Raw genomic sequence first — 15,344 nt, forward strand, 5'->3', positions numbered from 1 at the left:
CCGCTGCGCGATCATACGGCCGGCTTCAGGTTGCCGGAGAACCTCCCTCTCTCGGGCGACCTGATCAGGACTCGACTCTTCCCTGTGCAGCGCGCTGCTCCCTTTCCTTCGCGCCTGCGATCGAAATCTGTGCTGCAAGGACTTGGCCCCGGCGCCTGTGCGCGCCTGCAGGATCGAAGAAACCGCGCTGCGGCAGGCCATTCGTCCGGCTCACGACCATGGGGCGACCCGCGGCGACATCCTCTCGCATCGCCGCCGACCGCCTGCGCCACCGATCCCCGCCCCGCAAGTTCCCCAGTCATCTCGCCAAAGCCTGAATCCGCACCGGCTGCGACCTTATCCGCCGTCTGCCCCGCTTTGTGCCGGTGGCCCGTTCCCCCCGAGGATACCGGGACACAGACGAAAGGCGGCCTGCCCGGTGATCTTGCGCCCCGCGCCGGGGGTCGGGCTGTCAGGACGCATCCTGCGAGGGGGGCAGTTTCTGAATCAGGCGGTAGGTGTTGCGTTCGCTGATCTGCAGGATTTCGGCAATGCGGCGGCGGTTGCCGCCGTAGCGGTCGAGCAGGAGTTGCAGATAGGCGTCGCGCAATTCGTCCATCCCGGGCGGAAGCGCGAAGGTGAGCGTGACCTGGGCCCCCTCGCGCCCGGGGGCGGATTTGCTCTTGGGCGCCGCAAGGCCGAGGTGGCCGGGTTCGATCACCTCTTCGCCGGCCGACATGATGATGCCGCGCTCGATGGCATTGCGCAACTCGCGTACATTGCCGGGCCAGTCATGGGCGGTCAGCGCGCTCAGCGCGGCGGGGCTGAACCGCTTGGGGATCGAGCGTTGGAAGCTGCGATGGGCAAGAAAGCTTTCGGCCAGCACCGCGACGTCACCCGGCCTGGCGCGCAGGGGCGGCATCGTGATGGTGAAGGCCGACAGCCTGAACAGCAGTTCGTTGCGCGCCCCGCCCTCGGGCGCGATGTCTTCCGGCGCAAGGTTGGACGACAGGATGAAGCGCGCCGCCGAAGGCAGCGAAACAGAGGATCCGACCGGCCGATAGGTCGAGGTTTCGATGGTGCGCAAGAGCTTGGCCTGAACGTCGGGCGCAAGCCGGTCCACCCCCGACAGAAAGACCGTGCCGTCTTCGGCAGCGGCGATCAGCCCCTCGTGGCGGCTGATCTGGTGGCCGGAGGATTCGCGCATCTCGCCGAAAAGCTCGGCGGCGGGCAGCCCGCCATCGCAATCGACCGAGATCATCCGGCCATTCGATCGCCTGGACCGCGCGTGCAGCGCATGGGCCACCAGTTCCTTGCCCGAACCGCCTTCGCCCAGGATCAGGATCGGTGCCTCGGTTCCCGCGAACAACGAGATCAGGCTGCGCACGTCGTTCATCTCGGGACTGGTGCCGACCAGTTCGGCGTCCCGGCCCCGCCGGGCCTGCGCCTGCCAGAACGCCAGATCGCGCAGGAGCGACGCCGTATCGAAAAACCGTTTCAGTGCCAGTTCAAGGCTTTGCGCCGAGACCGGCTTGACCAGATAATCGGCGGCCCCGGCCCGCACCACCTGGACGGCCTGATCGATCGAGCCATAGGCGGTCAGGATGATCACCGGGCAATATTCGCGCAGTTCCGGCAGGAATTGCAGCCCGTCCGTATCGGGCAGCCGCAGGTCAAGCAGCGCCAGCGCCGGGCGGAACCCTGCAAGCGCGGCCAGCGCCTCGGCCCGCCCGCCTGCCCCCTGCGCGGCATAGCCCAGGCGTTCGAGTTGCTCGATCAGCAGGCGGTTGAGCGCGCGGTCATCCTCGATCACCAGGATGCGTTCCGGGGCGGGCTGGGTCATGCCGAAGCCTCTGCGGAGGGATGGTCGGGATCGGGGAAGCGGATGGTAAAGCGGGTGCCGACCCCGACCGTGCTTTCGACGGCGATGCGGCCCCCGGCCCGGTCGACCACCGCCTGGGCGATCGACAGGCCAAGGCCGCGCCCGGAACTGCCATCGGCGCGGCGGGTCCAGAACGGCAGGAAGATGCGGTCGAGATCGCGGGGGGCGATGCCGTGGCCGGTGTCTTCGACGCGCAGGAGAACCTCGCCGCCGCTGGCGCGGCCGGTCACGGTGACGGTGCCGCCCTTGGGCATGGCGTGCAGGGCGTTGAGCACCAGATTGGTGATCAGCATGCGGATGTCGCCATCCGAGCCCAGCATCCGCAGGCCGGGATCGATGTCGCAGCGAATCCCGGCGCCGGTGGACCGGGCCTGGAAGGACAGAAGCGCCAGCGCCTCGGGGATCACCCGGTCAAGGTCGATCAGCAGGGGTTCGGGCGAGGGCGGGGCGCAGAGCAGCAGCAGGCTGTCGGTGATCGCCAGGGTGCGGGCGATTTCATCGTGGAGTGTGGCAAGACGGGCCGGCGTTGCCTCGTGCCGCCCGGCGGCGGTGTCTGCCTGCAGCGCCGAGACGAGCAGAACGACCGAGGACAGGGGATTGAAGATCTCGTGCGCCATGCCGGCGGCGAGCAGGCCGAGTTCCGACAGGCGGTGTTCCTGGGTCAGGCGGGCCTGCTGTTCCAGATCGCGGATCGCCTCGACCACGCAATCCACGGGCTGACCGTCGTGCATCAGGGTGACGGGGGCCGCGGCGACTTCGACGTGGATATCCTCGCCCGCCGGTCCGAGGTGGATCTGGCGGCAGGTGAGCGGCGCGCGGGCGATGCGCAGTTCGGCCAGCGGACAGCAGGTCAGGGTGTCGGGGCAGGGCCGGTCGCGGCGATGCGAGGACGTGTGGCAAAGGGCGCCCACGACCTCGGCCAGGGGCTTGCCGACATGGGCGGCATAGGCGGCATTGGCCATGAGGATGCGGTAATCCGGGCCGATGACGCGGATGCCGTCGGGAATGGCGTCGATCACCGCCTGCAAGGTCCGTTCAGAATTGTGCAGGCGGGCGACCGAGGATTGCAGAAGGTCGGCCATGGCATTGAATCCGGTGGCAAGGCGGGCGGGTTCATCGGTGCCGGTGACAGGGATGCGGTGGCTGAAATCGCCCTGGGCCAGCGCCTCGGTCCCCGCACCAAGCAGGGCCAGCGGGGCGAGAACGGTGCGGGCGATGACGGCCCAGGCGGCCAACGACAGCGCCAGGATCACCGCAAGGCCGCTGAGCGCCAGGAACAGGACGCCGCGCCGGGTATCGGTGGTGATGCCCCCCGCGGAATAGTCGACCACCAGCAGGCCGTTGACCGGGTGTTCGGCGATCGGACCGTGGCAGACCTGACAGGGCGGCTGGTTGTGGACCGGATTGATGGACCGCAGCACCGGGCCGCCCGGGGCGTCGGCGACCAGCAGGGTGCGCGGCTGGCGGTCGGCAAGCGCGGCCCGGGTTTCCGTGGTGTCGAGGCGGGTGCTTTCCAGCGCACGGTCCGAGGCGAAGCGCACGTCGAAGCCGGGATTGAGGATGCGCACGGCGGCGATGTCGGGTTGGCGACCGAGATCGTCGAGAATGCCGTGCAGGCCGGGCAGGTCGCGCTTGAGCATGGCGTTTTCGAGCGCGGCCTGCAGCAGGGTGTTGATCTGCAGCGAGGCCCGGGCGTGTTCGTCGGTGATGCGGGCGCGGTAGAGGTCGGCGATCAGCAAGAGAAACAGCGCGGAGGCCGCCAGCAGAACGGCGGCCAGGGTGGCGATGAAGCGCCGTTGCAGGCTGGCGCCGATCCATTCATGCAGATCGGCCCAAGCGCGCAGACTGGGGGACGCGCGCAGACCGGGCGGGGACCGCGGATTGAGCCACGCGCGCAGAGTGGGCCTGACGCGCAGGTGCGGCAGGATCACGCGATCACCTGATGCAGTTTCGCGTGGTGGCGGGTGCGGGCGCAGATCGGACACAGGCCATCGGCGCGCAGGTGATCTGCCGGAAGGTGGCCGGGCGTGCCGCAGGCGCGACACTGGAACCGGCGCAGGGCCAGATCCGGGGCTGCGGGCGCAAGGGTGTCGATGGTGATGGCATCGGACTCGCACACCTCGGTGCATTGGCTGCACCCGGAACAATCAGACGAAGCCATATGGTAGGCGGGGTTGCCGTCGGCCGTATTGATCAGGGTCATTGCCGAGGCGGGGCAAATGCGCAGGCAGGCATTGCAGCCGGTGCAGAGCGCGGGGTCGATTCGGGGGGAATGGGCGTGGCGGGGGGCCGGGCCGGGGTACGCCTGCAGGTGGGCAAGGGCCGGCCGGGTTTCAGGGGCAAGGCCGCGGGCAAGGCTGCCGAACAGCGCGCGGCGCGAGGGGTCCACGCGGTCGCGGCCATCCGAGAGGCGGGGGAGGCGGGTGCCGGTGACAGGGGCCGTGTGCAGGGGGGGAAGCGCGCGGTCGGAGAGAATCGCGTTCAGCGTCTGCAGGGTTTGCGTGAAAGGCAGCGCCCTGCCCGAGGGACAGCTGGCACAATCGCCGGTGTCGAGGTGCAGGCTGCGCAGGCCGGAAAGCCACAGCGCGGCCAGCGCCTCAAGGCCCAGCGCCTGCAGGCAGACGCCGCCGGGGACGCGGGCGGGGCAGACCAGCAGCATCCGGCCGGCGCGGTCGGGGGCAATGGGTGGCAGGGGCGACACGCCCTCGATGGCGACGGCGCGCTGCGGGCAGGCGGCGGCGCAAGCCCCGCAGCCGGTGCAAATCGCTGCGTCCAGCATCAGGCCATCTTCCCCGGACACAAGGGCAGAGGTGGGGCAGGACCGGGCGCAGGCACCGCATTCGGACAGGGCAAGCCACCCGAGGCTGCAGGCGTCGCCGTCGAATTGCGGCAATGGCGACTGCGTGGCCATCGTGCGTTACCAGCTTTCGGCAAGGCCGGGAACGAAGGGGCGGTCCTGTTCGGCGGCCTCGGCGGCTCGCCGGTCGCGTTCCGCCTCGCGCATCCAGGCGTGGGGGATGACGTCTTGCGGCAGGCCGGTGAGGTCGGCCAGCACGTCGCGCACTTCCATCAGCACAGCGCGGGTCAGCAGGCAGGCGACCGCGTGGAACGGCTCGCGCGTGCGCTGCGCGACCTGGGCGCAGAAATCCGGCACCCAGGGCAGCACATGGCGGTCAAGGAACCGCGCCGCGTCATAGGCGGCCGCGGGCGAGGCCAGGGCCAGCAGGTGCTGAACGAATTGCAGTTCGTGGACGACATGATCGTCCGACCGCAGGCGCCAGTTCGGCACCGAGATGCCGTAGTGCTCATACCATTCGCGCACGTCGAACATCGGCTGCTGGCGTTCGATGTGATCGTCGGTCAGCCAGACCGACCCGTTGGGCGAGGTGCGGAAGCCGTGGTTGAGGTAGATGTCGGCATAATCGGCGGCCAGTTCGTCCAGGCAGGCGTCATCCGGCCAGGCCGGAAGCTGGTCGAGCATCGCGGCAAAGGCCGCGGCGACCTGCGTGCCCTCGTCCGAGGGCAGCAGCGTGGCAAAGAGCTCGGTCACGCGGGCGGCACGCAGGCCCGCGATCAGGTCGGCATCGGCCTCGCGGTCGTGCAGCCGCACGATCAGGCCCAGAACCTGCGACCAGACCGCCAGTTGGGCCGGCGCAGGCGAGCCATCGGGGAAGGTGGCGGGCGGCGCCTGGGGCAGGGCGGCGGGGACGGCGAGGGTGTCAGCCATTGTCGACCCGCCCCTTGGAATGGGGAACGAACACGATCGAGGGATCGGTCAATTCCGGGTCGGCCATCGACCGGACCTGCCTGACCACCTCGTCGTTCGGGCCGCGCGCCTTGGTGTCGTAGGTGCCTTCGCGCAGCTGGTCGATCGGGCCGATGTCGAGCACGCGCATCATGCAGGCCGAGACGCAGTAGGGTTTGCGACCGGCTTCCAGTTCGTCGATGCACATGTTGCATTTCTTGACGACGTTTTCCTCGGGCACGAATTGCGGGGCGCCATAGGGGCAGGCCGCCTCGCATTTGCGGCACCCGATGCAGAGCGTGGTGTCGATATCCACCACGCCGTTGTCGGCCCGCTTGAAGATCGCCCCTGTCGGACAGGTCGGCAGGCAGGCCGGTTCGGCGCAGTGGTTGCAGGACATGTTGATCTTGAAGGCGAACACGTCCGGGTAAATGCCGCCTTCGATGTATTGCACCCGCCGAAAGCGCGGACCGGCAGCAAGGCCATTCTTGTCCTTGCAGGCGATTTCGCAGGCGCGGCAGCCGATGCAGTCCACGTTGTTGTGGATGAAGCCCAGCTGCATGTCCGGCACGACGGGCGTGTAGACCTCGCGCCTTTTCTTCAGGACGGCGGCCTTGATCGTGGCCTTGTCAGTGGTGTTTGCCATGGTTTGTTTCCCCTCTGACGGTCACATGTCGCGCCGGAAGACGTGGCTGCGCGCGGTTGCAAGCTGATCCCAGCCGGGCCGGTGCGCGAGGTCGGTCTTTTTCAGGTCAACCAGAATGGTGTTGTAGGCAAAGGCCCCTGCCGGGCTGGGGTTGTCGAGGGTCAGGAAGTCAGGGTTGCCGGACCGGTCGATCCCGTCCTTGTCGATATCCATCCACGAGCCTTCGTGCAGCACCACCACCCCGGGCATGCACCGTTCGGTGACATAGACCGGCGTGACGACCCGGCCGCGGTCATTCCAGATCTCGATGGTGTCGCCGTTGGCGATGCCGAGGCGCTTGGCATCCGAGGCGTTCATCGTGGTTTCCTGGCTGAAGGTTTCGCGCAGCCACGCGATGTTGTTGAAGATCGAATGGGTGCGCCAGCGCGGGTGCGGCGTGATCATGTGGAAGGGAAAGGTTTTCGTCGCCTCGCTGTTGAGGCTTTCCCAGGGCTCGATCCATTTCGGGATCGGCGGGATGTAATAGCCGTATTGCGTGCGCGTCCAGTCGGTGATCTGCGCCAGCTGGCCCGAAAAGATCTCGATCTTGCCCGAGGCGGTTTCGAAGGGAACGCCCTGTTCGATCTGTTTGCGGAAGGCGACGTGCGGTTCGGGGAAGACGAACTTGTAGACCCCGCGTTTCTTGAACTCCTCCCACGACCAGGTGACGCCCTGATGGGACTGCACCTTGGCCCACCAGTCGATGAGATACGCCTCGTCCACCGCATCGTTGTCGTGGAAATAGCTGCGGTCGGCCTTGGGGTTGTAGGCGGGCCCGAAACCAAGCCGATAGGCCAGTTCGGTGAACACCTGAAAGTCGGTCTTGGATTCGCCCAAGGGCTCGATCACCTTCGGCCGGTGGATGTAGTAATGGCCCTTGTACCAGGGCAGGGCCGCGTCGTGGCGTTCGAAGTGGGTGGCGATGGGCAGAAGATAGTCGGCCCAGATCCCGGTGGGCGTGATGGTGCTGTCCATGCAGACCAGCAGGCTTTCGCTGTCGCCCTCGGCCTCGAGTTTGCGGATCGCCTCGATTTCCTTGTTGATGTTGGTCAGCTGGTTCAGCCAGTCCGACCCCTGCCAGAAGATGCCCCGGATATTCGGGATCACCCCGTCGAGATTGTCCGCGCGCGGCCAGAGCCCGGCCTCTTCGCGGGTGACATTGGGATAGTTGAGCACGATATGCGCCCAGCGGTCGGACTTGATCGAGGCATACCAGATATTGGCATACTGGTCGTAGGGATAGGCCACGGCCTCGGCATGCCAGCCCTTGCCGACCCCCTCGGCGCAGCCGCCGAGAATGCCGATGTTGCCGGTCATCGCCTGCAGGGCATTGGCCATGCGGCTGTATTGTTCGCCGTAGGCCGCCCGCCCCGGTGACCAGCTTGCCTTCAGCGCGGCGGGCTTGGTGGTGGCGTACAGGTCGGCCAGCTTGATGATGTCGGCCGCCGGAACGCCGCAGATGTCGGACGCCCATTCGGGGGTCTTGGGCACGCCATCCATGGTGCCCATGATATAGTCCCTGAAGCTTTCCTGCCCCTTGGCCCAATCCGGCATGGTGCCCGGGTCCATCCCCTGCACGAAACGGTCGATGAAGGCCTGGTCCTGCAACCCCTTGTCGAAGATATTGTGGGCCATGCCCGCCATCATCGCGGCGTCGGTGTTCGGCTTGATCGGAATCCACCAGGCGTCATAGGCGGCGGCGCTGTCGGTGTATTGCGGGTCGACCACCACGAACTTGCAGCCGCGCTGCTTGGCCATGCGCAGGTAATAGAAGGTGTTGCCGCCATGGAAGGTATAGGCCGGGTTCCAGCCCCACATCACCATCAGCTTGCTGTGGGCGAAGGCATCATCTTCGTTGCCGTCCTCGATGGTGCCAAAGTTCATCCGGCTTGAGAAGGTGGTGGCCTGATAGGACGGCACTGACCAGGAATTGGTGCGGCAGCCGAACATGCCCATGAAGCGGGCCAGCAACCCCTCGATCTGGTCGGACTTGTGCAGCACACCGTAAGAGGCGCCAGCATAGGCCTGATCCAGAAGCGCGGTGGGGCCGTAGGTGTCGCGCAGATGGACCATGCGTTCGGCGATCTCGGTCAGGGCCTGATCCCAGCTGATGCGCTTGAACTTGGCCTCGCCGCGCTTGCCGACGCGTTTCATCGGATAGAGCAGGCGTTCGGGCGAATACAGCCGGACGCGGTAGCTGCGGCCGCGCAGGCAGGCGCGCAGCTGCGGCTTTTCCTCGGTGTCGGTGCCGTAGGCGTCGCCCTGATAGGTGCCGTCGTCGGTGGACAGGCGCACGATCACGTCGCCCTTCTTGTGCGCCACCAGCATGTGCCGCGCGCCGCAGTTATGCGCGCAGGAGGTGACGACCGTGGTCAGATCGTCGTCGCGTGGATAGGGCTCGAAGGCGAAGGCCTGGGCCGGGCGGGCGGTCCCGCTGGTGGCAAGGCCGACGGTCGCCGTGGCCGCCGCCGATTGCAGGAAGATGCGGCGGGTGGGGTTCAGCAGCCGGTCGAAGAGGTCGGGGCGGAAAGGTCGGTTCATCGGATCGTCCTCTTCATTCGGCGGCGGGGGGAAGCTGATGCTCGGGCTTGGACGCCACGGGGCGGTTCAGGGCCCAGTCGGGGGTGGTTTCGGTGTCCATGCCGGGCCAGGGGGTGCGCGGATAGGGGAAGGCATTGCGGTACCAGGCCCGCCCTCCGTGGCAGCCGAAGCACGAGTCCGAGGTGCCGGTGCGGGCCAGTTCCTCGATGTTCGCGGCGTTGAGGTAGTCTACCTGGTGGCGGTTGGTGCGGAAGGTTTCGGCGTGGCAACTCATGCAGCCGTTCGGGGCCTCGGGGGTTTCCATGTCGGCGCGCACCTCGTGCCAGTCGCCGCCAAGGCCCATGATGTTCACCGGGTCCGGCATGGCGCCGTGGCACAGCAGGCAGGTTTCCGAAGGGTTGACCATCTTGCGCAGGGTGAATTCCGGCGTGTCGGGCGCGGTGAAGTTGGCCCTGCCGGGCATCATGTCGGGGCTTTCCTCACGCGGGTCGTTGCCCTTGTGACAAAAGGTGCATTCCAGATTCATCACCTGGCGCGCAAAGTCGCTGCCCATGTGACGATAGTGAAAGTCCGCCTGCGGGCCGACATAGGTATCCAGCGTCTGGTACCAGGCCATCGTGGCCGAGGCGGGCACCCCTGCGGGAGAGGCCTCGCGTGGGGTATGGGTCACGATCTCCTTGTGGCAGGCAAGGCATTCCTCGTTGCTGGCGCCATTCACCATCGGCGGAAAGTGCAGCGGGTGAAAGCGCGCGCGCTCGTAGTCGAGCGTCGGGATTTCGGCCGTCAGCGCCTTCAGAGCGGCGCCGATGCGCGCGATCTCGTCCTTGGTGGCGGGGGGCGGATTGCGATAGGTGACGCCCTCGGGATAGGGCACCGGTTCGATGTCGATCACCGCATCATCGGCCAGATCGGCGTAGGGGCCAGCGTCTGCGGGGGCAGCGGCGTCCGGGACGGCCGCCTCGGCCGCAACGGAGGCCGCGGGCGCGGCCGCGACGGGGGCTGCGGGCTTGGCCGCGACGGGGGCTGCGGGCTTGGCCGCGACGGGGGCTGCGGGCGCGGCGGTGGCGAACGCGATGCCGAACAGGACACCGATCAGCGATTCGAATGTCTTCATGGATGTGGTCCCGGCTGGCAGGTTAAGCAGGGGCGGCGGAAACCGCCGCCCCCGGACCGATATCGTGCGGATCAGTTCTTGGGCGGGGTCCAGGCGCCACCCATGCCCGACATGCCGCCCATGCCACCCATGCCCGACATGCCGGACATGCCGCCCATGCCGCCCATCCCGGACATGCCGCCCATGCCGGACTGACCGCCACCGGCGAAGGTGTACTGGGTGCAGGCCCAGCCGGGATTGCCGGCATTACCCGCCATTCCGCTCATACCGGACATGCCGCCCATGCCAGACATGCCGCCCATGCCGGACATGCCGTTCATGCCGGCCATACCGCCCATGCCCGACATACCGCCCATACCCGACATACCGCCCATACCCGACATGCCGCCCATACCCGACATGCCGCCCATGCCGGCCATACCACCCATGCCGGACATCCCGTCCATGCCAGCCATGCCGCCCATGCCCGACATTCCACCCATGCCGGACATGCCGCCCATTCCGGACATGCCGCCCATGCCGGACTGGCCGCCGACGAAGGAATACTGCGTGCAGACCCAGGGCGAAGTGCCGCCAGCCATGCCCGACATGCCGCCCATCCCGGACATCCCGGACATGCCGCCCATCCCGGACATGCCGCCCATCCCGGACATGCCGCCCATACCCGACATGCCGCCCATGCCCGACATGCCCGACATGCCGCCCATGCCCGACATGCCGCCCATGCCGGACATGCCGGACATGCCGCCCATGCCGGACATCCCGTCCGTGGCGGGCTTGGTTTCGGCATTGGCGGCGATCGCCGAACCGGTGCAGAGAATGACCGCAAGGGCCAGTTTCATCGAGGTCTTCATCCTGATATCTCCCACTGTCTGCATTGGGCAGAACCGGTCGCTTCCCGGCCCTGCGATCCTTTCCGGGCGGCGCCCGGAAACCCTTACTGGCCCGTCTTCCCGGGGGTGGGGCCGTCGCCGCTGTGCCAGCCGCGAATGTCATAGGGCGCCGGCATCCCCGGATGGGTGAACGGCGTGAACCAGGCCCCCTGGTCTTCAAGAAACCGAAGGCTGGCGGGGAAGGGCTCGGTCACGCCGGTCAGCGCCCGGGCATACCAGGCGGCATCCTTGTGCATCTGGGTGATGACAGGCGCGCCGGCGGGCCGCACCGAAGGGGCAAGACCCGCGATGAAGACATCCTGAGCCAGGGCCGTCCCGGCGATGCCGCAAAGCCCCGTGGCGAAGAGAAACCCGAGCCTGTTCATCTTGTCCCCTCGTTCGAGATCGCGCCTGCGGTCTGGCCGGATGCGGCAGATCAAAGGTTCTGTCAGGGACGTGGTTAGCAGATCAATCGCGCTGCTTGTCGATTTTTCTCAATGATAGCAAACTATTGAGGGGGCTCTTCAGGCGATGGAGTCTGACAGGATGTCAGGTTCGGCGGCGGCGGGACCCGGTTTCCGTGTGTTTGCGGAGGGGCGGAAACTGACAGTCTGTCAGGTTCCTGCGAAAGTGCTGTCATGTGACAGAACGTCGCGGCAGCGGCCACGGCGTGGCAGGGGTGAGCCCGGAGCCAAGGCCCGGGCCCTCTGGCCGCACCCTTCGGGCCATTGCTGCCTCCCGTCGGGACCCCCGCGATTCGTGGAACCCTGGCGACGGCGGGACGATGGGGGCGTGGTCTGGCGGCCCCGGTTGACCCGGGGCGACCCTCCTTTCTGCGTCGGCATGGAGTCAGGCGCGATGGCTCGAAGGCGAGGATCGCAGCGTCAGGCCCGCCACAGCCTTGCCGGAATAGGGCCACCCGCCCGATCCGGTCATGAAGCGCAAGCGGCTGATGTGGTTTGCGCTGGACGAGATGCAGCCCCTGTTCGTCTTTGCTGCCTCCGGACGCCCTGGTGCCGCATGACGCGCGACCCTTGTTCCTGTGCCCGTGCGGCAGGCATGGCGGGCGCGGCAACGGTGCTTTTTGCAGGGCCACCCGATTGCACCGGGTCGTCTATCCGCCGGGCCCGAACGCCTCGCTGGTCTGGCGGGGCAGGTAGGTGCCGGTGGGTTCATCGACCGGGGCACCGTCGATCGCGATGGTGCGCCCCCGCAAAAGGGTGCGAACAGGCCAGCCGGTGACCTCCAGCCCCTCATAGGGCGTGTAGTCGCAGCCGTGGTTCAGGTCCGCCTGCCGGATGGGGCGGGTCAGCGCCGGGTCCCACAGCGTCAGGTCGGCATCCGCGCCGATGGCGATGCTGCCCTTCTGCGGATAAAGGCCGTAAAGCCGCGCCGGGTTCGTCGAGGTCAGCGCCACGAAACGCTGCAGGCTGATGCGACCCCTGGAGACACCCTCGGAGAACAGGATCGGCAGGCGGGTTTCCACGCCGGGGATGCCGTTCGGCACCCAGCGGAACGAGGTGCGGGCGCGGGGATTGTCCTTGCCGGTGTCCGCCGGCCCTTTGAAGCGGAAGGGGCAGTGGTCGGACGAAAAGATGTCGAAGGTGCCGTCGCGCAGCCCCTGCCAGATCGCCGCCTGGCTGTCGGCATCCCGCGGCGGGGGCGAGCAGACATATTTCGCGCCGTCGAAATCCATGTTCAGCCCGTGCAGGTCCTGGGCGGTCAGCGCGATGTATTGCGGGCAGGTCTCGGCGTGGACCTTCAGCCCGCGCGCCCGTGCCCACTGGATCTGCTCCATCGGCTCGCGGCCCGAGACATGGACGATCACGACGGGCACGTCGATCAGCTGGGCATGGCTGATGGCGCGGTGGGTGGCCTCGCGTTCGGCGACCTGGGCATGGGCCTGGCCGTGGTAAAAGGGGGCGGTGCGGCCCTCGGATTCCAGACGGCGGGTCACGTGCTTGATCGCGTCGTGCCCTTCGGCATGGACCATGACCAGCGCCCGTTCGCGCCGGGCAACCTCGGAGACATCCAGCAGCTGGGCGTCGTTCAGCACAAGGTCGTCGTAGGTCATGAACACCTTGAACGAGGTGTATCCGTCCCGCACCAGGGCCGGCAGTTCCTGCCCCAGAACCTGCGGCGTGGGGTCGCTGATGATCAGGTGAAAGGACACGTCGGTGTGGCAGCGCCCTTGGGCCTTGCGGTGATACGCCTCGACGCAGGCGCGCAGGGACTGGCCCCTGATCTGCAGGGCAAAGGGCAGGACCGTCGTGTTGCCGCCCGCCGCGGCCGAGCGCGTGCCGCTGGCAAAGTCATCGGCCATGACCGTGCCGTCGGACGTGGGCTGGTCCAGATGGACATGGGCGTCGATCCCGCCCGGCAGCACCAGCAGGCCGCTTGCGTCGATCGCCTCGGCCCCCGACAGCGCCTCGCCGATGGCGACGATGCGGCCGCCCTTGATGCCGACATCGGCGCGATAGCTGTCCGCGGCGGTGGCGACCGTCCCGCCCCGAACGACCAGGTCCAGTCCGGTCATGCCGCCGCTTTCGCCAGGATCGCGCCCAACGCCTCGGTCAGCCGGTCCAGCTGTTCGACGGTGTTGTAATGCACCAGCGAGACGCGCAGGACGCCGCCCGCGTGATCCTGGCCCAGATGCTCGACCAGGCGGCGCGAATGGAAGTCGCCAAAGCGCATGGCGATGCCGTGGTCGTCCATCGCGCGGACGATGTCGCCGGAATCGACGCCGTGGAACTTGAAGGCGATGGTGGGGACGCGGGTGCTGCCGTGGTTCTTTGCCTCGCCCATGATGCGGCAATCGTTGCGCGACGACAGCCAGGACAGCAGGCGGTCGGTCAGCAGATCCTCCTGCGCGGTGATCAGATTGTAAGCCGCGCCGACCAGCGCGCGGCGGTCGCCGCTGGCGCCGTGGTGCCGGGCAAGCCCGGTCAGATAGTCCGCGATTCCGTCGGTGCTGTAGGCGGATTCATAGCTGGGATTGCCGGGTTCCAGCTTTCCGGGAACTTTGTCCTTGCCGTAGAAATAGTGATACAGCCCGTCCAGCTCGGCCAGCAGGTCGTATTTTCCATACATCAGCGCCCCGTGCGGGCCATAGGCCTTGTAGAGGCTGAAGGCGTAGTAATCGACGTCCCAGGCCCGCACGTCGATCAGCCGGTGCGGCGCATAGGCGACCGCATCCACGCAGATCAGCGCGCCGCGGTCATGCACGAAACGGGCGAAGTCGGCGACCGGGTGCACCTTGCCCAGGATGTTCGACACATGGGTCACGCAGACCAGCCGCGTGCGGTCGGTCATCAGGGGCGCAAGGTCGGACAGTTGCAGGTCCTGCGTCTGCGGGTTCAGCGGCCAGACCTTTACCGTCACGCCGGCGTCCCTGAGCCGCATCCAGGGGCCGATGTTGCTTTCATGATCGGCCATGGTGACGATCACCTCGTCGCCTTGGCGGAACTGGCTGCGCATCGCGGCAGAAAGGTTCTGCAGCAGCACCGTGGTCGAAGGGCCGAAGACGATCTCCTCGGGGCGGGCGGCGTTGACCAGCGTCCGCGCGGCCTCGCGCCCCATCTGAAGGGCCTCGGCCGCCGCCTGCGACACGGCATAGCTGCCGCCGATCTGGACGTTGCGGTGGGTCAGGAACTCGACGACGCGGTCCAGCGCGGGCTGGCAGATCTGCGACCCGCCCGCATTGTCGAAAAAGGCCCAGTCGTCGCGCAGCCCGGGGAACTGGGACCGGACGTGGTCCATGTCGAGAGGAGTCATCTGGTCTCTGCCTTCAATGGTTCAGCACGGCGCCGAGGAAGTTCCGGGTGCGCGGCTCGACGGGGTGGGAAAGGATCCGGGCGGGCGGGCCCTGCTCGACGATCTGGCCCGCGTCCATGAAGATCACGCGGTCCGCGACTTGCGAGGCGAAGCCCATCTCGTGGGTGACGACGATCATGGTGACGCCGGTGCGGGCCAGGTCGCGCATCACGTCCAGCACCTCGCCCACCATCTCGGGGTCGAGGGCGCTGGTCGGCTCGTCGAACAGCATCACCTGCGGGTCCATGGCCAGCGCCCGGGCGATGGCCACGCGCTGCTGCTGGCCGCCCGACAGATGCTCGGGATACTTGTCGGCCTGGTTGGCGATGCCCACGCGGGCCAGAAGCTGGTCGGCACGCACCGCCGCATCGGCGCGCGAGGTGCCGCGCACCTTTCGCGGGGCCAGCATGACATTTTCGCGCACGGTCAGGTGCGGAAACAGGTTGAAGGACTGGAAGACCATGCCCACCTCGGCCCGGACCCGGGCCAGGGCGCGACCCGTGGCGACAGGGATGCCGTCCACGCGGATCTTGCTTTCGGGGGAAAAGCCTTCCAGCCGGTTGATACAGCGGATCAGCGTGGACTTGCCCGACCCCGAGGGGCCGATCACGCAGACGACCTCGCCCTTGGCGACATCCAGGTCGATGCCCTTCAGGGCCTCGAAGCTGCCATAGGATTTGCGCAGGTTCCTGATGCTGACGAACCCCGTCATC

General features: G+C 67.5%; 12 protein-coding genes. All 12 read right to left on the bottom strand.

Going from position 1 to position 15,344, the window contains the following annotated elements; translation table 11 throughout:
- Nucleotides 1-451: 451 nt before the first annotated feature.
- The 12 genes from DPQ23_RS11510 to DPQ23_RS11575 all read right to left on the bottom strand — a co-directional run bounded on the left by DPQ23_RS11510 (nucleotide 452) and on the right by DPQ23_RS11575 (nucleotide 15,343).
- The gene (locus DPQ23_RS11510; RefSeq protein ID WP_112874943.1) at nucleotides 452-1,822 is read right to left on the bottom strand and encodes a sigma-54-dependent transcriptional regulator; all 1,371 of its coding nucleotides are present in this window, start codon (nucleotides 1,820-1,822) and stop codon (nucleotides 452-454) included.
- A complete protein-coding gene (locus tag DPQ23_RS11515; RefSeq protein ID WP_162630725.1) occupies nucleotides 1,819-3,792 on the bottom strand; it encodes a sensor histidine kinase in 1,974 nt (657 codons plus the stop codon). The genes DPQ23_RS11510 and DPQ23_RS11515 overlap by 4 nt, the downstream gene beginning before the upstream one ends.
- Nucleotides 3,789-4,772 carry a 4Fe-4S dicluster domain-containing protein gene (locus DPQ23_RS11520; protein WP_112874945.1) on the bottom strand — a complete coding sequence of 328 codons (984 nt, stop codon included), beginning with the start codon at nucleotides 4,770-4,772 and terminating at the stop codon, nucleotides 3,789-3,791. Before DPQ23_RS11520 ends, DPQ23_RS11515 begins: the two co-directional genes overlap by 4 nt.
- Before the next feature lie 6 nt (nucleotides 4,773-4,778).
- Complete coding sequence (locus DPQ23_RS11525; protein WP_112874946.1) at nucleotides 4,779-5,588, bottom strand: TorD/DmsD family molecular chaperone; 810 nt, start codon at nucleotides 5,586-5,588, stop codon at nucleotides 4,779-4,781.
- Nucleotides 5,581-6,252 (bottom strand): 4Fe-4S dicluster domain-containing protein, encoded by a 672-nt coding sequence (locus DPQ23_RS11530; protein WP_112874947.1) that lies wholly within the window; start codon nucleotides 6,250-6,252, stop codon nucleotides 5,581-5,583. The genes DPQ23_RS11525 and DPQ23_RS11530 overlap by 8 nt, the downstream gene beginning before the upstream one ends.
- A 21-nt stretch (nucleotides 6,253-6,273) precedes the next feature.
- Complete coding sequence (locus tag DPQ23_RS11535) at nucleotides 6,274-8,832, bottom strand: molybdopterin-dependent oxidoreductase (RefSeq protein ID WP_112874948.1); 2,559 nt, start codon at nucleotides 8,830-8,832, stop codon at nucleotides 6,274-6,276.
- A gap of 13 nt (nucleotides 8,833-8,845) precedes the next feature.
- A complete protein-coding gene (locus DPQ23_RS15450) occupies nucleotides 8,846-9,946 on the bottom strand; it encodes a hypothetical protein (RefSeq protein WP_162630726.1) in 1,101 nt (366 codons plus the stop codon).
- A 71-nt stretch (nucleotides 9,947-10,017) separates the two neighbouring features.
- Nucleotides 10,018-10,788, bottom strand: a complete 771-nt coding sequence (locus DPQ23_RS15740) for a hypothetical protein (RefSeq protein WP_205961450.1) — start codon at nucleotides 10,786-10,788, stop codon at nucleotides 10,018-10,020.
- Nucleotides 10,789-10,883: 95 nt separating this feature from the next.
- Nucleotides 10,884-11,204 carry a hypothetical protein gene (locus DPQ23_RS11555; protein ID WP_112874950.1) on the bottom strand — a complete coding sequence of 107 codons (321 nt, stop codon included), beginning with the start codon at nucleotides 11,202-11,204 and terminating at the stop codon, nucleotides 10,884-10,886.
- Between the two features lie 728 nt (nucleotides 11,205-11,932).
- A complete protein-coding gene (gene hydA, locus DPQ23_RS11565; protein ID WP_112874951.1) occupies nucleotides 11,933-13,354 on the bottom strand; it encodes a dihydropyrimidinase in 1,422 nt (473 codons plus the stop codon).
- The gene (locus DPQ23_RS11570; protein ID WP_240602653.1) at nucleotides 13,351-14,592 is read right to left on the bottom strand and encodes a cysteine desulfurase-like protein; all 1,242 of its coding nucleotides are present in this window, start codon (nucleotides 14,590-14,592) and stop codon (nucleotides 13,351-13,353) included. The genes hydA and DPQ23_RS11570 overlap by 4 nt, the downstream gene beginning before the upstream one ends.
- 13 nt (nucleotides 14,593-14,605) lie before the next feature.
- Nucleotides 14,606-15,343, bottom strand: a complete 738-nt coding sequence (locus DPQ23_RS11575) for an amino acid ABC transporter ATP-binding protein (RefSeq protein ID WP_112874953.1) — start codon at nucleotides 15,341-15,343, stop codon at nucleotides 14,606-14,608.
- Nucleotide 15,344: the final 1 nt, after the last annotated feature.

Origin of the sequence: Paracoccus endophyticus (assembly GCF_003286075.1) — a bacterium.
Taxonomy (GTDB): domain Bacteria; phylum Pseudomonadota; class Alphaproteobacteria; order Rhodobacterales; family Rhodobacteraceae; genus Paracoccus; species Paracoccus endophyticus.